This window comes from Paenibacillus sp. FSL R7-0272, assembly GCF_037969905.1.
GTDB lineage: Bacteria > Bacillota > Bacilli > Paenibacillales > Paenibacillaceae > Paenibacillus > Paenibacillus polysaccharolyticus.
In genome coordinates this window covers 2,730,336-2,753,864 of sequence record NZ_CP150221.1, presented here as the reverse complement: position 1 = coordinate 2,753,864, position 23,529 = coordinate 2,730,336, and the positions used below count along the sequence as shown (strand labels likewise).

19 protein-coding genes are annotated in these 23,529 nt (G+C 46.4%); 2 read left to right on the top strand and 17 right to left on the bottom strand.

What is annotated here, in order from left to right; genetic code table 11:
- Window positions 1-209: 209 nt before the first annotated feature.
- The 13 genes from MKY23_RS12375 to MKY23_RS12315 all read right to left on the bottom strand — a co-directional run bounded on the left by MKY23_RS12375 (window position 210) and on the right by MKY23_RS12315 (window position 14,795).
- Window positions 210-2,153, bottom strand: a complete 1,944-nt coding sequence (locus tag MKY23_RS12375; protein WP_339838397.1) for an LTA synthase family protein — start codon at window positions 2,151-2,153, stop codon at window positions 210-212.
- 102 nt (window positions 2,154-2,255) lie between these two features.
- Window positions 2,256-4,415: a putative PEP-binding protein gene (locus MKY23_RS12370; protein ID WP_339838394.1), complete on the bottom strand. Its 2,160-nt coding sequence runs from the start codon at window positions 4,413-4,415 to the stop codon at window positions 2,256-2,258.
- Window positions 4,416-4,649: 234 nt separating this feature from the next.
- The gene (locus MKY23_RS12365) at window positions 4,650-6,026 is read right to left on the bottom strand and encodes an AraC family transcriptional regulator (protein WP_339838391.1); all 1,377 of its coding nucleotides are present in this window, start codon (window positions 6,024-6,026) and stop codon (window positions 4,650-4,652) included.
- A 401-nt stretch (window positions 6,027-6,427) separates the two neighbouring features.
- Window positions 6,428-7,414 carry an ABC transporter substrate-binding protein gene (locus MKY23_RS12360; protein WP_339839396.1) on the bottom strand — a complete coding sequence of 329 codons (987 nt, stop codon included), beginning with the start codon at window positions 7,412-7,414 and terminating at the stop codon, window positions 6,428-6,430.
- A 220-nt stretch (window positions 7,415-7,634) separates the two neighbouring features.
- Window positions 7,635-8,072 carry an Imm8 family immunity protein gene (locus tag MKY23_RS12355; protein ID WP_339838388.1) on the bottom strand — a complete coding sequence of 146 codons (438 nt, stop codon included), beginning with the start codon at window positions 8,070-8,072 and terminating at the stop codon, window positions 7,635-7,637.
- 30 nt (window positions 8,073-8,102) lie between these two features.
- Window positions 8,103-8,462, bottom strand: coding sequence for a hypothetical protein (locus MKY23_RS12350; protein WP_339838385.1), 360 nt, complete (start codon window positions 8,460-8,462; stop codon window positions 8,103-8,105).
- Window positions 8,459-9,148, bottom strand: a complete 690-nt coding sequence (locus MKY23_RS12345) for a 3'-5' exonuclease (RefSeq protein WP_339838382.1) — start codon at window positions 9,146-9,148, stop codon at window positions 8,459-8,461. Before MKY23_RS12345 ends, MKY23_RS12350 begins: the two co-directional genes overlap by 4 nt.
- 5 nt (window positions 9,149-9,153) lie before the next feature.
- Window positions 9,154-9,732, bottom strand: a complete 579-nt coding sequence (locus MKY23_RS12340) for a histidine phosphatase family protein (RefSeq protein ID WP_339838379.1) — start codon at window positions 9,730-9,732, stop codon at window positions 9,154-9,156.
- Window positions 9,729-11,888, bottom strand: coding sequence for a class I SAM-dependent methyltransferase (locus MKY23_RS12335; RefSeq protein ID WP_339839393.1), 2,160 nt, complete (start codon window positions 11,886-11,888; stop codon window positions 9,729-9,731). Before MKY23_RS12335 ends, MKY23_RS12340 begins: the two co-directional genes overlap by 4 nt.
- 22 nt (window positions 11,889-11,910) lie before the next feature.
- Window positions 11,911-12,744, bottom strand: coding sequence for an aminoglycoside phosphotransferase family protein (locus MKY23_RS12330; RefSeq protein WP_339838376.1), 834 nt, complete (start codon window positions 12,742-12,744; stop codon window positions 11,911-11,913).
- Window positions 12,745-12,777: 33 nt separating this feature from the next.
- A complete protein-coding gene (locus MKY23_RS12325) occupies window positions 12,778-13,368 on the bottom strand; it encodes a GNAT family N-acetyltransferase (protein ID WP_339838372.1) in 591 nt (196 codons plus the stop codon).
- A 4-nt stretch (window positions 13,369-13,372) separates the two neighbouring features.
- Window positions 13,373-13,831 carry a RidA family protein gene (locus MKY23_RS12320; RefSeq protein ID WP_154958821.1) on the bottom strand — a complete coding sequence of 153 codons (459 nt, stop codon included), beginning with the start codon at window positions 13,829-13,831 and terminating at the stop codon, window positions 13,373-13,375.
- A gap of 67 nt (window positions 13,832-13,898) precedes the next feature.
- Entirely contained in the window at window positions 13,899-14,795 is an 897-nt protein-coding gene (locus tag MKY23_RS12315; protein WP_339838367.1) for an AraC family transcriptional regulator, read from the bottom strand.
- Window positions 14,796-14,920: 125 nt separating this feature from the next.
- On the opposite strand from MKY23_RS12315, the gene MKY23_RS12310 reads away from it, so the two are divergent.
- On the top strand, window positions 14,921-16,210 hold the full coding sequence (locus MKY23_RS12310) for a Gfo/Idh/MocA family oxidoreductase (protein WP_090920758.1): 1,290 nt from the start codon (window positions 14,921-14,923) through the stop codon (window positions 16,208-16,210).
- Window positions 16,211-16,419: 209 nt separating this feature from the next.
- Window positions 16,420-16,845, top strand: coding sequence for a hypothetical protein (locus MKY23_RS12305; protein WP_339838364.1), 426 nt, complete (start codon window positions 16,420-16,422; stop codon window positions 16,843-16,845).
- A gap of 171 nt (window positions 16,846-17,016) precedes the next feature.
- Here MKY23_RS12305 and MKY23_RS12300 read toward each other — a convergent pair whose 3' ends face one another.
- The 4 genes from MKY23_RS12300 to MKY23_RS12285 form a co-directional block, all read right to left on the bottom strand.
- A complete protein-coding gene (locus MKY23_RS12300) occupies window positions 17,017-20,190 on the bottom strand; it encodes a bifunctional cytochrome P450/NADPH--P450 reductase (RefSeq protein WP_339838361.1) in 3,174 nt (1,057 codons plus the stop codon).
- 365 nt (window positions 20,191-20,555) lie between these two features.
- Window positions 20,556-21,281, bottom strand: coding sequence for an LUD domain-containing protein (locus MKY23_RS12295; protein ID WP_339838358.1), 726 nt, complete (start codon window positions 21,279-21,281; stop codon window positions 20,556-20,558).
- Window positions 21,271-22,791, bottom strand: coding sequence for a LutB/LldF family L-lactate oxidation iron-sulfur protein (locus tag MKY23_RS12290; RefSeq protein WP_339838354.1), 1,521 nt, complete (start codon window positions 22,789-22,791; stop codon window positions 21,271-21,273). The genes MKY23_RS12295 and MKY23_RS12290 overlap by 11 nt, the downstream gene beginning before the upstream one ends.
- On the bottom strand, window positions 22,788-23,516 hold the full coding sequence (locus tag MKY23_RS12285) for a (Fe-S)-binding protein (RefSeq protein WP_154887353.1): 729 nt from the start codon (window positions 23,514-23,516) through the stop codon (window positions 22,788-22,790). Before MKY23_RS12285 ends, MKY23_RS12290 begins: the two co-directional genes overlap by 4 nt.
- Between the last annotated feature and the right edge of the window lie 13 nt (window positions 23,517-23,529).

Sequence of the window (23,529 nt, the reverse complement as noted above, 5' to 3'; positions counted from 1 at the left end):
TTCATTCCTCTCGTCAGTGAAGTGATAGAATAAAGGTGCTTTTCCTTCTTGCTTACTTGTCCATTGTAACATTAAAAATTACAGTTTCAAACTTTACATTGCTTTACTCTTCATTTTCTCCTGACATGTCGAAAAGAAAATAAAAAAAACACAGCCAGTTTTTAGCTGGCTGCGTTATAGGACATTATGCACTATTTAACTCATTTAAATTAAGGTGCTCGTTTAGGTAATAACTTCACGTACTCATCAGACAGCTTCATCAAGCTGAGCACATGTTCGTAATCGGAACGGTATGGTTCCAGATTCGTGACTGGCTCATAGGTTTTGAGCGAGTATGCCGTTCCATCGTCAAAGCCTGCACCAGGAATAAACATGATGTCATTATTCACAAATGAACCGGTTGGCAAGTAATAACGAATACCGAATGCATTGTGATCCATATTGAGCAAGTCATGCCCAAACGCTGTGAACTTCTCTTGCTTCAGCGATACGCCCATCAGATTCATGACGGTAGGCAGAATATCCAGTTGACCACCCGGCTGCTCAATCACTTGCCCTTTCGTTTGTTTCGGCGTATGAATCATCAGCGGAATATTGAATCGGCTTACTTTTCCATCGTAAGGGATATTCAAGTTTTCCTGAATCTGCTGTGTAATCTCTGGTTCCTCCGGTAGTCCAAAGTGATCGCCATAGAGCACAAGCGTTGTATTATCCCATAAACCGTTGGCCTTTAATTCGTCAATCAGTTGACCTACTGCGTAGTCTGTATAATTGATCGCTTGCAGGTAATCATGTAACAGTTTGTTTGTAATCGTCGCCGGGATTTCAATACGTGCGCGATCGGCTGGAACAGTAAACGGCGAATGGCTTGACGCTGTGATGAACTGAGCATAGAACGGCTGTTTGGCAGCCTGATGCGCAGTCATTTTTTCCACACCCACCCGATACAATTCTTCGTCCGATGGCCCAAAATCGTTGAATTTATCATTCGTAAAGCTCGGTTTATCGAAGTATCTTGTGAAACCCAGGGCGGGGTACATCTTGTTGCGGTTCCAAAAAGTTACGTCATTGACGTGGTATGTCTCAGACTCATATCCTTCTTTCGCCAGCAGTTTGGGCAGGCTTGGAAGGTCACGGTCACTATACCCGGCTGACATCGGTACAACTCCTGTAGGATAAATGGACGTATTCGACATAAACTCCGCATCCGATGTATTTCCTTGACCGATCTGTTGGAAGAAATGAGAGAAATAATAGCTTTCTTTCGCAAGATTATTTAAGACTGGCGTTAATTCTTGACCATTTAGCGAAGCGTTAATCGGAAAATTTTGAAAGGATTCCAATTGAAGCACAATCAAGTTACTGCCTTTTGCTTGACCAAAATATTTGGCCTTCACTAATGCACCGTTATCCGTTTTGTTCTGGTAGGGATATTTGCTCACCAATGCATTAATCTTGGCAATCGTTTCGTTAATATTGCCACTCGCAATGGCTTCATTTTCCTTGCTCGTCAGAATTGCCGAGGACACCTGATAGTTCAGAAAACCGAGATTTTCAGCACGTACCAACTCGTTATCAATCGTTTCCCCCTTGACGATAAAGCTGCCAGACAAAACGATGCAGAACGCCGCTGTAAGTGCAACACCCAGTTTGCCCCAGTAACGGCTACGATTTTTGCCAAATGTCAGGCTACTCTCCTGATAACTGCTACGATAAGCCCCTCTGCTACGTCTGCGTCTGATCAACCAGAACGGTATAGCCAGAATAATATCGGCAAAAAACATAAAGTGTTGCGGCCGGACCAGCGGTCCGATACTTCCTCTGACCTGAGCAACCTGCCCCAGTTCACTTAACGCGGTGTACGTAGGAACCGAGCTGAAGTGTGCATTATATAGCGTGGCTGCAAACAAAATCAGGGAGAACAAAACATTAAACGCCCCGTATACCGTGCGCTTCCAGCTCAGCGGTACAATTAAATCCAGCACGCATACAATGGTAAGCGCAGCGAGAGCATCGGTGAACAGCCCCACGCCCGACAACCCATTGAAGAAGAAATAACGCAGAAGCGATAACTTCAGCAGCATTAAAATAAACAAGACGGCAAATAAGGTCCGTGATGTTGACTGCTTGCTTTTATTCGTCGATGTAAACATGGTCGTTTTCAACCCTTATCTGAAATTTTACGTTCATTTTACAAAACGCATATTTCAGTATAACAGTTTTCGTGTCACTGTTCCATTGAGGTTATAGCGGACTCAGGCAATCGTGGATATATCCTCGTTCTTCATGCTTTGATGGTTGCGTGATGCTCGAATGACTGCCTGCGCTGCTGCAACTCGAGCCCATGGAATCTGCTCGGGTCTGCAACATACAGCCACTAACTTGATATCATGGATAAACGAAATGGACGCTGCATCTAGTATATGTTCACCGGTTATGGATGTTTTCAGATGTGGTTTGCGAATTCGCCCTTGCGTAGCTGTCATCTCCACTAAACGGCCTACCCCTTCTATATCAAAGGTATGAGAAGAACTACATTCCCTCTGGAAAGTCTCCTCGTCCACTAGCTCTCGCCCAGTTGTTTCCTCACGAGTGCTGCCGTATATAGATTGTGTCAGAGTATCTGCATCAAACGAGATAAAGTCTGCATAACGCGCGATTTGTGCTGCTTTCCTTGCAGAGTTTTGTGAGGTAACTGCAGCCCCTACCTTATAAATACAGTGGCGTCGCTCTTCACCAAGCACCTGATCCGCTACATGATCCACCAATGCTCTCATTTTTTGAATCTCTTGTACATGCTCCACATGCGGAATCATGATTTCGGGACGAACCCATAGCCCTTTACGGATACTCTTGACCGCTGCCTTGAAAATAGCCTCCAATTGCATTTCATGAATCCGGGATAAAATCAGTGTCGAAGCATTACTATCCTGCTCCAGCACATTTACATCCTGGAACAACTCTTGCAGCGGAAAATCAAATAATTGAATGTTCACCGGTCGTCCGTCCATCACTTCAAAAAGACATTCCATATCTGACTGCTGCATCGGCAGCAATCGTTCCAACCCACACCTGCGATCTGCTTCCGTATCCGCCAAGAGCATCTTCTGCATATAAGGCTTTCTGGACGGAGACAACAGCATAGTCTCGGTTACACATAACCCGATTCCCTCTGCATCCCATGCTCGCGCATGTCCAGCCTCTGATACATATTCCACCTTGGCGAGAATGGATAACTCTTTTATGTCATCAGCCCATTCCAGCAAAACTTTCAGTTCGGGCAGCTCCTGCTGCATACACGCTGTTACATCTTCTGATCTCATTCGGAGGAGAGCTTCCTCTTTTGAAACCAGCCCCTCATGCACGAAATGGACTGCGTTTCTGATCGTAGCCAATGAACTTAATTTCGCAGGTTGCACATGTTGTATGCATACTGAGTCCGACTTCACCACGTAGGAAAGTTCTAGTACTATTCCTGTGCGTCTCTCTAGCTCCGTACAGATTATCTCTAGATCTGTATAGCGCTTTGAATTATTTCTTTTTAAGTAAGAGAGCGCATGCACCATTCCAGACTTGCTTCTTGACGGCAGATAATCTCCTATCATGCCTTGTTCCCCCGTTGCCGGATTACGGGTGTAGACTTTCCCTGAACCTATATAATCGACATCTTTACCTTGTACCATGGCCTGTATAAGTACGGCTGACCTGCTTGTTGCTCCGTTTGCTGTTCCTTTTATTGCTTCTTCCTTTGTTTGATCCTCAAGGAGACCAGCTCTATGATTCATCTTGATAGCAGAAGAGAACACCGCTCGAACGGCTGTTTGAAGTTGAGAAAATACATCCTGTGGAAAAGGACTTCCGCTGACCCCCTGAATCAAATCCTTCCATTCTTTAATCAATGATTCAAGCTCCGCTTCTCCTGAAAAATAAGGCTCTGAATCTGCCGTCTTCACAAATGTCATTTTATAAGGAATACCATGAACCATGTGCCCGTACTGCTGAAGTAAGGCGAGATAACATTGAAGCGCATAAAAACGATTGCCTGTCTGGTGAGCGAGATGTTCGGCGGTTTCATCATTCAGACCTACGTAAGATATAGCGTATTCTTCTGATACCGAAGAAGAACCAGCCTCATCTGATCGCATATCAAACAGAAGCGGATGGTTCGGTCCTCCAAAAGATGTACCCGTTTGTTGCTCCAGATGTCGGATGGCTCTAACCAGCTCTTCCATGATTTCATCGGAAAGTTGACCAAGACGGGTACAATATGCGCGACAGCCATCCGTCGTAACGACCATTCCCGCTGGAACAGACCATCCTGCTTGCATCAGTTCTGCGAGGGCTACCCCCACACCATGCGTCAGTCCTTCCACGTCTGCACCTCTTTCTCCCAACAGCATTACCCGTTTAGTCATTGCAACTCTCCCATCTGCCGTCCATGGCTGTGATTAATTAGCAGCGTCGTTAGGCCTTAAAACAGCGCTGCCTTCACTCTAATGTTATGTTGCAGGAGCGTCTTCAAAGACTACAGGTTCAACATTTTGTGAACGTTATTCTGTTTTTTTGTTAAATTTGATTCCGTGCAAAGCAAAAACTCCCTCAGCATGAGCTGAAGGAGCCTTTGTTTGTTTTTTTTTGCATAACCAATACTACCCTATAAACCGCAAGATATCGTCGATTTTCTTCCCATGAGAGATCACACCGTAGTTCATCCATGTCAAAAAGTCTACCTCATAAACATTACCGCACTTCACGGCAGGGAGCTGCTTCCATTCCGTTTTATCCAGCAGTTGCCGTTCCTCTCCTAAGCTTAATGAGTCACACGTGTCAAAAGTTATTAACAGATGATCAGCCTCAAGCTGACTTAATTGCTCTAACCCAATGCTGACTCTGCGCTCACGCTGTGTCCACTGTCTCACATATTCATGAGGATTAAGACCGAGATCCCGATAGATGACCGGGCCTACATAACCACATTCATCACCATAGAGTGTGATTTCCGAAGCTGATATACGGAGAAAAGCAACCGATTCTTTACGTATAATTCCTTGAAGATGTCTTTTGGCTTCAGTCGCTTTATCTTCATATAACTCAATAACGTCCTGTACTCTATTGCTTTTACCAAGCACGTCTGCCGCCGATTTCAAGATGGCACGCCAATCTTCACCGTCATGATTTACATAATAAACGGGTGCCACCTGCTCGAATCGATCCAAATTCCACTTTTTATATCCCATGTCCAGCATGATAAACTCGGGTATATGCTCCGCCTGAAACTCGGCATCCCGCTGGCTGACGTCAAATTCGGGCACATCATCCAGCTGTAAATAATGTTGTTTGCCCCAAGCTCGATGCGAACTCTGCAATATTGGCTTTACTCCGAGCGCCAACAGAAAATCCTCCAGATAAGGAGCAAACACGCTCACCTCCTGACGGTGATGGCGGCGATACACACCAGGCGAAACTCCTGCATATTGTTTAAACCGCCGACTGAAATAATACTCATTGTTATATCCCACATGACTCGCAATATCATGCAAACGATCATCCGTTATTTGTAATAGTTGTTTCGACCGTTCGAGTCGAACCCGGTTCACATAATCAAGGGGAAGCTGACCTGTTAATCTCTTGAAATGCCGTGTATAACTTGTTCTGGAAAGACCAGCTCGCGAAGCTAACTCATCCACTGTGAGCATTTGGCTGTAATGCGATTCAATGTACTGAACGGATTGCTGGAGACGGGTCCGATCATGATTCAGTTGAAACTCTGGATCATTTTGACGAATGACATTTCGGAACCACTGTTGGAACTGAATTTGCACATCCCATACGTCATGCACATCTGAAACATACTCCTGACGATATAACTGCTCTATACACTCCAGACATGCACTCCAAGGGGTATATGTATACTCAATGACGGATATTGTGTTGTCAGGAATCGAACATAATTCATGGTTAACAGTCTGCTTCTCCAGATTGTTTTGGATCGGCATTATTTTGTCGGAACAGCTGTCTTCGGACATGGAATTCATATCCATTTTATAAAACGTCAACGCCTCTTCTTCTCCAACATCAGCTGTTACAGAGAAAGAAATATCTGCACACACCAAACTTATAGAACCCGGTTCCAGCTTTGTTTGGCCCTCAGAACACGTTAGAACGCCTCTTCCTTGCACCACAATAATGAAAGAATGAGCATCCGCTTGCTTAACTGAATATGTTGAGCTTGTTTCAAATGTATAATCTACGTATTGTATGCCTTGTAAGAAGCAGAGCCACGGCTTGGTAATGATGTGCTGTATTGAAGCGTACATTATGCATCCATCTTCCTTATATGAGAATTGTTATCAATTAAAATTAGTGTAAACGAAAAAAGAAAGCTCTTCAATCCATGCTGAAGAACTTTCTCTATTCAACTCACAAGTTATGGTGTCATTTTTTCCAGCAAATCATCAATCTTCATCGAATTCGCAATGACTGCCCCGGACTGCCAGTGAGACCGCTCCATCATGTAAACATGTTTATTTTTGACCGCAGGAAGCGTCTGCCACAGTTTTCCGTCCAACAAACGGATGGCCTCCTGATTTTCTGGAGAATTCCAGGTTCCGTTTGAAGGAAACACGATAATGTGGTCGGCATCCAGACTCGGAATCGCCTCTTCGGACAGAATCTCTTGGTACTCTTTCATATCTCGTGCAAGCGGATGAGGAGTAAGTCCAAGCGCAGAGTAAATAAATCCGGTATACCGATTTTTGACCCCAAATAGCGCCAGTCCTTTGTCCGCAACATTTAACCTTACAACCGCAACCGTCTCATTTCCGATGGTTTGTTGTAATTTTGCTTTCGCGTCTGCAACTTTTTGTTTGAATTGCTGTTCAAATGCAGCGGCTTTTTCAGGCTGTCCCACAATATCGGCGATTGTCTTCAATACTTGATTGGAGTCCTCAAGAACACTCTCCTTCAAACGGTAAGTTGGTGCTACTTTGTTATATTGTTCGTATTGTGCAGCATCTACCCCACCATCGACGATGATCAGATCCGGGTTATATTGCAAAAGTGCCTCGATGCTTCCTGTCGTATCAAACTTTGGCGCATCTAACTTCAAATAATCCTGTACTCCCCATGTGGGATGATACCACTGCACAACGGGTTTAATATCAAGTGTCTTAAGATAATCCTCAACATAGATACCCGCAATACGCTGTGGATGAACAGGGATCGTTACTTCTCCAAACTCATCCTGAACGACCCGTGTCTCAGCGTCTGAAGTTTCCGTTTCCACACTCGTGCTCTTGCTCGTATCCCCTTGTTGTGCTGCTGTTTCCGTCTTAGCGCTACAACCTGATATCACCATTGCCATGAGTAATAACAGCATTAACCACTTTTGTATCCCTTTACTCCGTCTTGCCATCATGCTTTCCCCCCATGTGTAATCTGTAGATGTCATCATGAGAACGAATAATCCAATTTATAATGATAATCATTCTCATATAACTCTGTAGGTGAATTGTACATGATGTAGCTGTGTGGTCACAATACACATTTGAAGACTCTTTTTTATACAAACGAAGCATTCTTGATAAAAAATAACCCCTGCAAACGAATGCAGGGGCAGTTTATCTACACGTGTTTTAATCAAGACTCTCTTCCTGATGTCTTCTAATCATCTCAAGAAGCTCTTCCTCACTATTTAAGCGTACTGAACCGGTATATTCCCATCTGAAATAAGGAGCAAGACTGTTAGCTACTTCTTCCCATGTCTCCCTCTGATGTTTAAGTAGTATCTGTTCTATCTTTCTAGTAATCATTTCAAAGTCCAACCTATTTACAATAAAATAACTTGAACCTGATATGATATCTACACCACCTCCTAGTTCTCTTTCAAGCGCCTTTGGGGTTATAATTCCAAAGTCAAAACAATCCGCACCATCACCATCTTTAGTTCCGATGCAAGCAGTACCTGACAGATAAAAGTCATCTCCAATATCTTCTGTTTCTGTGAACTCTAATTTGCCATGGATGTTAGGATTTCCTGTAATGACAATATCTTTTAGTACGGGTTGGATCATATTAGTGCACCTCATATTTCCCTAATCTCCCTACGCCTTAACGTAACCCTCATACAACCGTTCCATAAACCCATTTTGCTCGCCACCTTGTAGCAAGTAACAACCGATCAATCCAAAATCATCGCTGACATAGCCAGCTAACTCCGGTTCACCTGTCAAGGATAGTGTTCGTTTAAATGCAGTCTCCCTGATCTGTCGCAACACTTCATCTTCGGCAACGGTCGAGTCCCCGGCATAACGTTCATAGGCCTGCATCCACTCATCTGCAAAAGGGTCTTCATCACGTTTGTCCAGATATGCATCTACATCCAGTCCTTCAAAATTCCGTTCGTCCAGCAAGCGTCCTTCCTTCAAATCTTGCAATAACTTGCTTACATCGCTTCTGCTCATTCCGTCACTCCCTTATACTCTTTCTTCAAATACATCTCAGGTATGACAAACCGCTTCATGTATTTACTAGGATCTGCTATAAAATGATCTAATCCCCGCTCCTCATATTCTTCGAGTACACATTCGAAGATACGAGCAATAATGCCACAATCCGCCAGCGCATCATGTCTGTGAATACCTTCTGTATTCAGGTCGTAATATGCGATAAGAAAATCGGTTGAAACTACATCTGTTACCTCGGGATGAATATATGTGAACATCGCTTTGGTATCCAGTACCTTGTTAGTAAACATGGTTAACCCGAATTCTTGACAATGACGCTCCAGCATGGGCAGATCATATTCGTATCCCGCATGAGTCACGAGCACTTGATCTCCGATAAAGCTGCAGAATCGCTCGTAAACCTCTCTAAAAAGCGGAGCGTGTGACATCGCTTGATTCGTAATACCAGTGAGTTTCTCCACCGCTGCCGGAATCGGTTTGGATGCCCGAACTAGAGAACAGAAACTGGATTCACTAGCTCCCTCGTTCCTTTTGTAGCGTACTGCACCAAACTGAGTGACACTCTCCACAGCTACATCAATACCTGTTCCTTCCAGATCGAATATGTAGTATGTTCTATCCTGTAACGGTGTCACATTTAGCTCGTCCACCGTATATGTACCCGGCAAAAACGTGATTTTCACATCTTTCACTCCCACATTCGTGTAATCTGAAGCATCTTGTCAGCTTGATCCAAATCCATCCTGTAGATATCCGGCATCGTCGTGCCCTTCCAAAAATCGAAACCATAACTCGGATTATAATGCTGAAAAATAAGGGTCATGATATCACCATGCGTACCGATTACGATCTTTTTTCCCCTGTGCTCGTCCAACATTTGTTCAATCGTGTTAACGGCTCTCTTCTGAGCCTGAATGCCAGACTCTCCACCTGGAAAAGCAAACGTAATATCGTCATACAACTGCCGCTTGGCTTCATGAAAATCATCATGTTTTACGTGGGAATAAGACAGCGTACGCTCACGTAAGTCTTCCTCAATGAATACAGACTTCCCGCACGAGTCAGCCAGACGCTGAATGGTATACACAGCCCTAAGATAAGGACTGGAGCAAAAAACCTCCACGTCCTCTTTATGCAAAAGCTGAGCGACCTTTTCCGCGTCCAAATCCCCCTGTTCAGTCAGTCCACGCTCGCGCTCCTGACCTTCGATGAACCTGGATTCTGCATGTCGTACAAAATACAAGCTTGTATAAGCTTCTACGCTCATGCATCTACTCCGCCCTTCTTCTCGATCACAATCAGACAGGTGCTGTCAGGCAAGGAGACAGGTTTACCCTTCTCATCCATAAAAATAATCCGATCTGCCAAAGCTTCGGTATACCCTTCTTGCAGGAAATGACGTAGCATGATGATATCCGCTTGCTCCCCTAACGTGTCGCGTATGCATTTCTCATAGGCTTGCGGTGTGAATATACCAAACTGCTCCTGAACTTCATGCACATAGGCTTCCTCCCCCCAGGTATACGTGTACAGAAACTCCATCGCATCATTAATTGGCATAATCACCTCATCATCGGATAGACGCTCGTAACTGATCCCGCGCCCTTTAAAGTCAGTTGCATAACGTTCCAGCCAGCTTAACCCGTCCGGCTCCATGAATCGAATTCGTCGTTTCTGTGACTCCGGTTCACTCATAATACCATCCCGAATAAGGATTCTTCCGCCCGGCGAGAGCACCTGAAAAGCACTTTGCAACGCAGCCGCCACCGTATCAGTATTAAATCTGCGTCCGTCACGCTCAATATACGAATACAACTCATGCAGGATAGAGGAAAAGATCACCGTATCCACTGTTCCCGGCTCCACATACTGATCCAGTTGCAGGGCATCCCCTTTCATCACATGCCAGCGATGGGACTCCCGTTGCTTCTTGCGTTCCAGCGCTTCGATCACGTTGGCCGAAATATCGATGCCGATCGCTTCAACCTCGGATTTCTCCTGCTCAATCAAATCCAGCAACACACCGCCACCCGGGCCGATATCAAGCACACGTTTGCCCACCATATAGTCAAGGAGCACTTTTTTGTAGTCTCCCGAGCTATTCATATCCGAAAGGTACGTCTCCTCGTTGTGGAACCGATCATACGCATCCCGTCGCAGGCCAAACAGATCAAATAAAAGCAGTACCGCCTGTTCGTACAACGGAGATTTCTCTGCTTCAATGCAAAAAGCAATCAATTTCTCGGCCGCAGGCGAGAATTCAAAGGTTACAAACAACGTATCGGGCAGATCGGGATACCGCTCAATCCGATGCCCCAGATGCGGATAAGGCATCTGCTCGCCAGCGGTAATCTGTTCCCATGAATACTGCTCCAGATATTTTTCAATCATACGTTTCTTGTAAATATTTAGCTTTTTGACACCCTTATAGTCGTAATACATCGTGTTCATTAACGGTTCAAAGCTGATATGACGTATAGAGGTCAATGAAGAGTCCTTTGAATGCCCCTCTCTTTCCTTCTCCCACTCTTCGCTATGAAGTGCAAGTAAAAACACCTTGACCATCTCTTCCAACGAAAAATCCCGCATGGCTGACTCCACATACCACAATGTACGTGAAGCAAGAGCAGACAGTTGTTGCTCCACAGGAAACTGTTGTTTCAGCTTGGCATACGTTTCATCCATCGCCTCACCTTGCCGGATTGAATTACTTCTTAGGCGAGATAATCGCTCCTTCACGCTCCAATCTGTATGTTCCGTTCCTGACACAATCCAGTCCACAATTTGCTCTACTTCATCCTGAACCTGCTCCCAAAGACCAGAATCAACCGCTCCAATAATACATTGGTTCAGAGCCATTAACAGAATACGAAGTTCACCACCAGTAACCCAGCCTTCAGAAATCAAAGCACGCAACGGTGTATTCTCAGCGTACGGAATTTCCCCCCGTATGTATTGCCCAATCAGTCCATGTGTTGATATTAAAATACGAATGATCTCCTGTCTCGGCGAAGCTGCCGATTCCAGTCCATTTTCTTGCTCTGTAGTATATCGATGATATAGCTGAGCCGAGCCAATATTATGTACAAACAGGTTAATTCCTTGCTGTTGCCACGTTCTGCGCTGTTCTAGTGAACCCCCTTTTGCGGTTTCCGACCAGGCCAGCACCTCTTCCAGCAGTTCCCGAATCCAGAACGAAAGTTGCATTCCATCCAGCATGTGAAGTGTGCGTTCGGTGTAATCCAATACCGCATTCGTCTTCTGAAGTTCGGCAATGGAGTGAATACGCTCCAGATTAATTCGCGGCTTCTCCGCCGCGACTAACCATTGTAACCATTGCGGCTCTTGTTGCTCTTTTTGCAAATGTTGTTGTTGGGTCTTTCCTGATTTATAACGTTGAATCACTTCCAGCGCGTGCAGCATGGATTCTCCACCCTCTTTATTTTCATGATGTTGTATGAACCGTTTCATCCAGCAAGCGCAGTCTGTCCCGCACAAACTGAAGGAGATACTCCTCTTCCGAGAAAGGCAAGCTTTCGTCCAAACGTGCCGCAGCGACAGGTATCATCCAGGCATCGATCTGCTCACGCGTGATCCCGGAAAGAGCGACGTAATGCGCTATATACTGCTCCAATATCAAATTCCGAGCTCGCTCGAATCCTTCTCGAATCGCAGGTTCCGCATCGTCCGGCAGCTTGCCGCTCTTTAATATTACCCATGTCCTGGCCACATCACCCGCAGGATCACCTGCCATGCCAGTCATCCAGTCTATGACACAATGTTGTTCTCCGCCCTTGCTTAGCATTACATTATCAGGATGATAATCACCATGGCAAATCGCCCGTTGTTCAGGCAATACGGACAAATGGTGAATCAGTCGTTCGTGTTCAAGATCGGAGAAGAGCGATACGCGCAGCATCGCGTGCTCCAGAATTTTTTTCTGAGAAGGCAATAAGTTACCCTCATCCTGTACCATGTGCACTTTATAATGAGTTGCCGCCATGATGTAGGATAGATGTTCCAGCAATTCCGGTTGCTGAATCATCAGCGATAACAATGTTGTTCCCTCAAACCGCTCAAATACAATACCCGTACGTGTAGCATGATACAGTTGTTTCACAGCTCGAGGAACGGGCAACCCCTTGTCATATACCCACTGACTCATGCGATATTCATTCTGTACCGCTTCTCCTGAGAACCCTGTCCGGTATAATTTTAAAATAAGATCATCTGCATAATGATAAATTTCCGCCGTTCTTCCTTGCCCAATCAGCTTCATCTGCTTATCCCCCTGAGTACGTGAGATTTTTTGCTAATCAAACTCAATGCCTCTGACTTTGGAAAAAATGATCATATCTACCCATGCATCTGTGCGATCTCGTTTTATCCTTCGCAATATTCCTTCTTGTGTGTAACCGAGCCGTTTAGCTACACTGGCACTGCGAACATTTCGGGCATCACAACGAATTTCAAGCCGATTGGCCTGCAGATGTACTATAGCAAACTGTTCGATCCCCCGCACGGCCTCTGTAACCAAACCTTCGCCCGACCGGGAGGTCCGCACCCAGTAACCAATCTCGAAAGAGCGGGCATTCCAGTCCATCCGGTGCAGACCGCTACTGCCCACAAACTCATCTGTAGCTTTATCGCGTAAGTGTAACATGAGGTCACTGCGTTCCAAAAATCGTAGTCTGGCTTTACGTACAGATGCTTCTGACTCCTCTAATGTAGGAATGTTCTCTGCAAAAGGTAACCACGGCCGTAGCTCTTCCACACTTTCCCGAAGGGCTTCATTAACATCTGCGCCATCACCCCACTGCGGTGAGCGAATCGTAAGACGTTCCGTATCAAAGCTCTCCGGAAATTCAAGCATCACGGGATCAACCGCACCATAATCTGTCATAAATCTATTCCTCCACCTGAAAGATCGAATCAATAATTAGCGGTAGCTGATCTCTGACAGAAACGGCCCCGAGAACAGAGCGGGCATGCATTCCCTGTTCTTCTCCAAAAACGTCGATCATCAGATCCGAGAACCCATTCAGCACCTTATGATGCTCCTGATAGGAAGCAGAAGCGTTGATGAATCCTTGCACTTTAACTACCCTTTTAACCCGATCAAGCGAACCTAGCACGTCACGAACAACCGCGAGCACCTCAAGTCCTGCATTCCGGGCAAAATCATATCCCTGTTCTGTCGTAAATTCCACGCCAAGCTTGCCGCGCTCATCCGTAGCCGGTCCTTTTCCTGATACATACATCATGCCATTTACAATGACAGCATTCGCATATTTCCCCGCAGGAGAACTGGATTGCGGTAGCGTGATTCCTAGTTCCTGTAGTCTGGCTTCGATTATGTTCATCATCAGGCTCCTTCTCTATTTTAGTCATGCATTCGTTGAATTCTTTCCCTACCTCACTATAGTTAACTCATCAGTTTATTGTTGTTTGTGTTTTTTTAATTCCATCCCGTCCATTGTACTCCTGCCTGTACGTCCTTGGCGACATCTGAACCGAGCGTTTGAACATCTTGCCAAAATGCGAAAAATTGCCGAATCCCGCCAGCAAAGCAATATCGGTCACCGACTCTTCACTCTCACGCAGTAACCGCTGGGCCTCCTTCACTCGCAGTAAATTGAGATAATCGCTAAATGTAAAACCCGTCGTTTGTTTGAACAACCTACTTAGATAATGAGGACTAATCCTAAACTTGTCTGCCACCTCCGGCAGCGTAACCGGATTCTGATAATTTTCATTCAGATAACGGACAACGACCTGAATCTTGGGGTGAAGGACAGGGGCCTGATCATCCGACTGTATACGTGCCAGATGACGGTGACGGTACGTGTGTAGTAACAGCTCCAGCGCACGGTGACGTAGCAGCATTCCACTCCCATCATCGGGATTACGCATTTCTCGGACCATCTCTGCCACAATCTCCTCTGTCACCTTGGCGACCTGAGCGGGGAATCTCACAATCGGTATGTCCCAGCGAAAAGGCTCCGTTAACCCTTCTGTGAGCTCACTCGTGACCGCCATAGCGGCAAACAGTTCAGGTTGCAGATACAGCACAATTCGTTCGTGGTCCGGCATTCCACTTTCCAGTGTTTTGTGCACCGTATTGCGGTCTACAAATACCAAGTCACCTGCTTTGACCAGATACGAACGATCTTTGATAAAATAAATGCGCTCCCCAGAAAGTAAATAATACAACTCATAATGGTCATGAAAATGATCATTAGGCATAGAGTAATATCCGATCCGGCGATCGTATTCCATATGTAATAAATCCGTTGCATCATGATAATCTGCACGAATGGCTTCGGTCATGTCACTCTCTCCTTTTTCACAATTATAGCAAAATATGCGGCGTTTGAAAGCGGTTACGCATAAAATGCGGTGAAAGAAGTGCTCCTTTGTTATAGTCTAAACCTACATTCAAGGAGGCGATATACGTGGGGAACAAAAAACGTTATGTATTAGTCGGAACTGGTGGTCGTGCTGAATTTTTCTATGGTGCTTTGACCCGGGATTTTAGCGCAACTTCCGAACTTGTCGGCTTTTGTGATATCAATCAAGTACGTATGAACTATGCGAATAAGTTGCTGCGAGAAAAATATAACTATGCTGAGGTGCCTACATACCTGGCAGATCAGTTTGACCAGATGATTGAGAACGAGAAGCCCGACTACGTTATCGTGACAAGCGTGGATCGGACTCACCATAAATACATCATTCGAGCAATGGAACTCGGCTGTGACGTTGTTACGGAGAAACCGATGACTATCAATGAAGAGAAATGTCAGGACATTCTGGATGCTGTGAAACGTACCGGACAGAACGTACGCGTGACATTCAACTATCGTTATGCACCGCATCACACGAAAATACGCGAGCTTATTCTGAACGATACCATCGGCAAAGTGACTTCTGTGCATTTCGAATGGCTACTGAATACCCGTCACGGTGCGGACTATTTCCGCCGCTGGCACCGGGATAAGCGTAATAGTGGAGGTCTGCTGGTTCACAAATCGACGCATCACTTCGATCTCGTAAACTTCTGGATTGGCTCACAGCCAGATACTGTCTTTGCGTTTGGAGATTTGATGTTCTACGGCAGAGAAAATGCCGAGGATCGCGGGGTTACTCAATTCTACAACCGTGCTACAGGTAATCCGCTCGCACAGGATGATCCATTTGCACTGCATCTGGATTCTGATGACCACCTGAAATCGATGTATCTGGATGCCGAGACTGAAGATGGATACCAGCGGGATCAAAGTGTATTTGGTGAAGGAATCAACATTGAAGATACGATGGGTGTTCTTGTCCAATATCGGAACAAGGCAATCTTGACGTACTCCCTTGTTGCTTATCAGCCGTGGGAAGGTTACCGCATTGCGATCAACGGCACTAAAGGCCGTATCGAAATGAGCATTATCGAACAATCCTACGTCAATTCCCTGGGTGACAAAAGCAAGGAAGGCGCTTTGATTGGCAAAACACTGCGTGTACTTCCGATGTTCGGCTCACCTTATGACGTTGAAGTCGAGGAAAAGGAAGGCGGCCATGGCGGAGGAGACCCTGTACTGCTCAATGATCTGTTCGGCGCACCATCAGAAGATCCGTTCCATCGTGCAGCCAATCATGTGGATGGCGCCCGCTCGATTTTGACAGGCATTGCAGCCAATCGTGCGATTGCAACAGGCCTTCCCGTTAAAGTGGATACTCTGGTGCAATTCTAATAAAGTGCATGTAAATAGGCATCAGATAGAGACCTTGTATCTTTAATCTGATGCCTTTTCTGATTTTCATTTCATTGCACATTCTATTTCACATCCCATCGTACATCTCACGTACGTTGCACCCCGGCATCAACATGGGCTGTCAAGTATTCACCTTCCTCCTTGCTCCGTTCATATACTAGGTATAAATGATGAACGGAGGATAAATTATGAGCTGGCAACATCTTCGTACAGGCAAAACACTCCAGCAACGGTTGGCCCAATTCCAGGGACATCTTGCTGAGCTTAACGCCCCGCGTTCCGGTCTGGAGCCTGGACGCATCCGTCGGGTATTCCCTCGTAATTTTGTCAAAATCAATCATCAATTATTTATTCCGCTAAGCCTGAATTCCATTCGTGTGTTCAACGTTCCACGTACACAGCGAGGGATTCGGGTTGGCATTCGTACAACATTTCCTTCCCGCAATTCATTCCGAAATATTAGACTGGTTGGCGTTGGACTCAATTATATTGAGCTGCAAGGCAAAGGCAGAGTTCCTTCACGTATTCTGTTTCCGCTTTCCAGCGTGGAGTCCATCTATCGCCCTCTCAAGCGAACCTTGAAGCGGAAACGTGGTTGTATCCGTCGTAGATAGATCAGATCGAGTTGAAAGAACTGCTCAAGTTAGATAACTAATCAACAAGCCCATGAGAAAAAAACGGTGAGAATCGGTTGTCTCCGCTTCTCACCGCGAGGCTAGATGCGCACATTGCTACGCATGCTTGCTGTATTTATTCAAATCTTAGAACGCGTTCGCTCCATCCAATCAAATGCCTGTCCAGACATCCTTGGCATAACGACCTTGCTCTTGAAGCTGATTAAGCCAGGCTTCTGCCTCTTCTACCGTCTTACCTTGAGTATCTGCATAAGCCTGTTTTAGCGTTATTTCTACATGAGGAGCCATTTTACTGCCATCTCCGCAGATGTATAGATGCGCCCCGTTTACCAGCAAAGGAATTAACAGATGTGCATCCTCTTTCATCCGATGTTGCACATAACATTTGTCTTCCCCTTGAATCCTGGAGAAAGCTGTATGAAGCTGTACAAGCCCCTCCTGCTCTGCAGTTTCCAGCTCGTTTTTGTACAAATAATCATGCGCCGGATTGCGGCAGCCAAAATACAGATGCGCTTCACCAACTGGCTCGCCTTGTTCCTTCATCACATGTCTCGCCTGTAAGAAACCACGGAACGGCGCTACCCCTGTTCCCGGACCCACCATAATGATCGGCACGTCTGCTCTTTCAGGCAATTGGAAGCCGGATTCCGGTGTACGAACAAACATTACAACCTCGTCACCAGGCTTCAGATCAGCTAGATAATTGGAAGCAATGCCTTTATATATCCCTTTTCCACTCCAGGCAGATGCCTTTACGACACTTACCGTAATGCTCGCTTGCGCTGCTTGTACCCGCGGAGAGCTGGATATGGAATAGTATCTAGCCTTCAACGAAGGCAATAATGCAAGAAAACGTTCAAATGGCAATTCACATGCTTCATATTTCTCCAGATAGTCCAGCATGGATATCCGTTTGCCACGAACTTCCTTCATATATGATGTCTCATCCAAGAGCGCTTCAAGTTCCTTCTTGTGTGGAGGGCAGACCGTATATGCAGCAAGTTCCCTTAATTGCGCACGTGTTGCGGCCTCTTGCAATTCCACACTGTGGCTGAGCAGATCGTACAAGTTCACTGGCCGTTGCAATGGCAGATGCGCCGCGCTTCTCCCCGATGCATCCAGTACCAGATGCTCTGTTCCGGTGAAACCGTAACGACGCAGCACACGCTCCACAAGCTCTGGTGGATTTTGTGGCAGAACGCCAAGATGGTCACCTTCCTTATAAGTGATGCCCTCCGGCAGCTTAATCTCCAGATGTCTTGTGCTTCGCTCGCTCCCTTCATCATGAAGCTCCCGATTCTCCAGCACGGTTGCAACATGAGCTTCATAGGTTTCAACCAGCGGAGTAACCGCTCTGCCACTAACAAATTGTACCGACAGGGAGCTGTGTTCACTTTTTGATCCCGTATTCAGATTCAGTTCCAGCGTTCGTGCAAGATCAGGCCATAACTGTTCCGTCCAATCCTCGACCTGCTTCTCGAAATCCCCGCTGGCATCTGACTCTCCCAGAGAGGATAAACGCTTGGCTCCCCGTAAGGCCAGCTGTTCATCAATCAAACGTGGAATTCGCTGATACGTGCTAGCCCAGTTGTGATCACCGCATCCAAGAACCGTATATTTTACGCCCTCGAATTCCTTCTGATCTGCATGCTGAATCCACTCTACAAACGTTCTGGCATTGCTTGGCGGCTGACCATTATACGATGCGCTGACAATGATGACAGCTCCTTCTTTAGGAAGCCTGCCGACGCGATCATCCAGCGCAGCCACTTCACTGCGGAAACCTTGGTGTCTCGCGGTATCCGCTATTTCGCGAGCGATCCCTTCAGCCGTCCCGAGATTCGAACCGTAGAGTACAAGCAAGGGAGTATCGTGTGCTTCTACAGCACCTTGTTCATCCTTTTTCACTGTGTTAGCAGGCTCTTGTATAGCCACACCAGGTACAGCCATCACAGGCTGACCTCCGCGCGCACGTACACGAATGATGAATTGATCGGGTTTAAGTGTCAATGTCTCTTTAACTTTTAATTGATAATTCATATGATCGATGAAGTCAAAATGTTTCAGGACCATGCCCAGCACAAGCGTCGCTTCCTGAAGCGCAAACTGCTGACCAATACATGCGCGTTGACCGTTGCCAAACGGCTTATACGCGTTATGCGGTACTTTGCTTGGGTCTTCGAAACGTTCAGGGCGAAACTCCTCTACATCATCCCCCCATGCCTCACGGTCACGGTGCAACTTGGGAATGAGCACACTGACACTGTCCCCTTTTTGAAGCGGGTATTGTCCGCCGAGCATTGTATCTTCTTTTGCATATAACGAAAATGCTGGCGCGGTTGGCCACAAACGTAGTGCTTCACTCAGCACCATACGTATATATTTCAATTGACGAACCTGATTGTACGTTGGCACCGGGTCTTTCAGAATCGCATCTGCTTCCGCCTGAGCTTTTGCGAGCTTATCCGGGTTTTTCATCAGGTAGTACACGGCAAAAGATAACAAACCACTCGTCGTTTCATGCCCTGCAATTAGAAATGTAATAATCTGATACCGGATATTTTCATCATCCAGCGTTTCGCCTGTCTCCGGGTCCTTGCCGCTAAGCATGTGAGAGAGCAGATCATCTGCCCCTTCCTGAGGCTGCGCTTTACGCTCTGCAATGATGTGATCCACTAGCGAGAACATGGAACGGATATCCTGTTCGAATTGTTTCTTTTTACTGATCATCAATTTGTCCTGCAAACGCAGACGTTGCAACGAACTCATGGATTCATCCAATGCACGTACCATGCTTGTAATGAATGGATGTGGCTCTTCGCGGTAGAAGCTGTTAAAGCGATAGTTAAACCCACATAAACCAATGGTGTCTAACGTCAAACGAGTCATATCATCCGGCACATTCACCGTTTCATCGGGATTAAGTCTGGACCACTTCTGCACAAGTTGCACGGCAAGATCCACCATTTTGTTATGATAACCCTGCATCGCACGTTGACTAAAACTTGGAAGCAACACATTATGTGCCTTTTTCCAGTTCGGCTCGTCCGTCCAGCTGGTAAAGAGTCCATCCCCGGCAAAAGCACGTACCTTCGCAAGCGGGGCCCATACTCTTTTATCAAATTTGGACTCATCCGTCACTTCGGCTACATATTTCTCACTTGAAATATAAAGCTCACTTCGTCCAGGGTAATCCATGCGAAAAATAGGCCCATACTCGCCTGCCAGCTTAACCAAGGACTGGGTCGGCTCATCAAAATTCAACTGCGGCAGATTGCCCAGTGGACCGTACGTTTTGGGCTGAGGCACTGAAATAGATGACATAGCTCTCACTCCTTCTTTCTCTCCAAATGTAAATAATGAGTCCTGAAGCATAGTGCGTTGAATCAGATTTCAGTTGAATCCATCTTTTATTCACGTGTGTGTAGTGTGTAATATGTCATACCCAAAACCAACTGACCAGAATCGTAATTCGGTCAATTCCGAGTAAAAAAAATGGGCATTTCTCTATGTCTATCTTTACCATATCATTTCCAGTTACAATCTTCAACTGCCCTAAAGTCTCAGTTTCTCTTTCGGCATCCTCACTTCTAAAAAAAACAAAAACTGTCCTCAGCAGAAACTCTACCTTAAGGACAGTTCTATGTTTACAATTGCTCTACGTTTCAGGCGGGCTAGAGATCAGCGGGCTAACCGACAATTAAACCATACACAATCCCTGGGCCATGAACTCCGATGGTTAAATCATTTTCGATATCGGATGATCGGCTGGGACCCGAAATAAAATGAATGCCTGCTGGTAGCTGCGCTCTTCCTGCTTCGTCAAAACGGTTCAGTGTCTCTCCGAGCCTTGTATGCAGCCGCTCAAGCGGAATAATCAGAATCAGCACGGTCGGCAGTAGGCTGACTGAACGTCCTTTCTCCGGGGAAGAGAGGACAGTGACTGAGCCAGTGTACGCTGTGGCATAATCCGCCATGACTACACCGATATCCGCTTCGGCTGCTCGGGCTCGCCAGTCTACGTCCGGAGCACTGTTCCAAACGGGTACTTGTACATTGGGAAGCTGTTCCTCCAGTCCCAGATCCGTAAGAGCTTGCTCATTCTGGCGAATTAGATATTTAGCGCTTAATTCATGTGCTTTATTGCCTATAAACCCTGCTACTTCTTCCATATTTGACATTCGGGCAATATGAGCACCGACGCTAACAAAGTTATCCGTAAACGCCTGTATTCGCTGTTCCTCATCCCATTCCAGTTCATTCCAGAAGTCCGGGGAACCTCGAAAAGCATGGATCGGTGCATGAAGCTGTCTAGGTCTTTTCAACTTGGTGGCGATATCGTCCATGAACTTCTCCTGTCTACGCCTTGACTTTTCCTCCATGGATGCAAGCCATTGCTGATGTTCACTTCCCATGCTTCGAACCTCCCTCCCCGCGATCACGCACAATCTGTTGCATACGCTCTCGTACAGATGTATCCATAGCAGTATGTTGCTGCTGATTCAACTCTTGATCCAGACTGTTCCACTGTTGTCGGAAGGACTTTTTCGCGAGACTGGGGGCTACTCTATACGTATTCCAGCCTTTAAGCGGGCCAAGCTTCAGTGAAATACCATTATTGCGCACAACTGCTTTTTGTCCGATCTGTCCGAGCCGAATAGCAAGAGCGAAACGTTTGGAGTTTGCCGCAACCGCCGCAAAGCCCTTCATGCCCATCGTTTCCAGCTTATTTCCATGTCCGTCTTCCACCTTACGTTTCCGTAAATATACAAGCATGTCATGCAGTGGAATCTTAACGGGACAAGCTTCATAACAAGCACCGCACAGACTTGAGGCGCTCGCAATATCGTTCCACTCCTCAATGTTACCGTTTAATGCAGGAGTCAGCACCGCCCCAATCGGTCCACTGTAGGTTCCACCGTAAGCATGACCGCCAATGTGCCGATATACCGGACAAGCGTTAAGGCATGCCCCGCAGCGAATACAGTTAAGTAGTTCCTGGAACTCGGGATCTCCGAGTTGTAAAGATCGTCCATTATCTACGATAATGATATGCATCTCATCCGGACCATCTGCATCTGCTGAGCGACGAGGACCTGTAATGCCTGACATGTACATCGTGAGCTTTTGTCCAGTGGCAGAGCGTGGCAGCAAGGTTGCCATGACTTCAAGATCTGCCCATGACGGAATGATGCGCTCCATGCCCATAAGTGTAATCTGTGTTTTTGGCACGGTAGATACCATACGGGCATTGCCTTCATTTTCAAATAACACCATCGAACCGGTCTCCGCAATCGCAAAATTGCAACCTGTCAGACCAATATCAGCCTCCAAAAATTTCTCGCGCAGCTTTTTGCGGACGAATCCAGCAAGGACCGTCGTATCTGGTTCCAGTACCTCTCCAGCTTCCTTGGATAATAACTCCGCAATTTGATATCTGTTTTTGTGAATGGCCGGTATAACGATGTGGGACGGCGCTTCACCCGCCAGCTGTATAATGTATTCGCCAAGATCGGTTTCAATGGCTTCTATGCCTGCAGATTCCAGCACATGGTTCAGATGTACTTCCTCGGACACCATGGATTTGGATTTGACCACACTTGTAGCTTGCTTGTGGGCGGCAATATCAAGGGCAATGGAAGCCGCTTCCGCTGAAGTATCTGCAAAATGAATATGCACTCCGTTCGCACGGGCGTTGTTCACGAACTCATTCAAGTAATAATCGAGATGTGCGATTGTATGCAACCGAATCTGGCGTCCACGCTCCCGCCATTCTTCCCAGTTGCCATGCTCTTCCGACGCAGCTTTCTTGCCATTCCGCAAACGTTCTGTTGTGAACTTGACCGCTTTACGGAGAAAATCATCATTCAGTGCCAAACCCGCACGGGATTTGACCGTTTCATCCATAACACCAGGTTGGCTCATCGTGTCTGCACCCCCTCATATAAAAGTTCAGCCAGATGCATCACTCGCACAGGTTCATTTCGGTGCCGCAGATTGCCCGCAATATTCATCAGACAAGCCATGTCTAGCCCAACGAGAACTTCGGCTTGTGTTTCTTTCACATGATCCACCTTCTCGGTCACCATCGCCCCGGAAATATCCGACATTTTAATCGCAAACGTACCTCCGAATCCGCAGCAATCCTCTGCATGAGGTAATGGAACGAGTTCAAGCCCTTTCACGTTGGACAGCAAGGCCAGCGGTTCGTCCTTCACCCCAAGCAGACGACTGCCATGGCAAGACGGGTGGTAGGTTACTTTATGCGGAAAATGTGCACCGAGATCTGTTATTCCTAACACCTGTACTAGAAATTGTGTGAACTCGTAAGCCTTGGCCTCAAGCCGTTTCGCTTTATCCAGCCATTCCGGCTCATCTACAAACAGCTCCGGATAATGATGAATCATATATGTGCATGAACCTGACGGACAGACCACAAAATCACTGTCATCAAACGCTTCTAATATCGTCTTGGCAGCTACCCGGGTCTCATCCCAATATCCACTGTTATACGAGGGCTGACCACAACAGGTCTGCACCTGCGGAAATTCCAGCCGAATGCCATGTGCGGCCAGCAATCGAACCATTGCCTCTCCCACTCGGGGGTATATGGCATCACTGAGACAGGTTATAAACAAGGAGACTTTCATCATTACACACTCC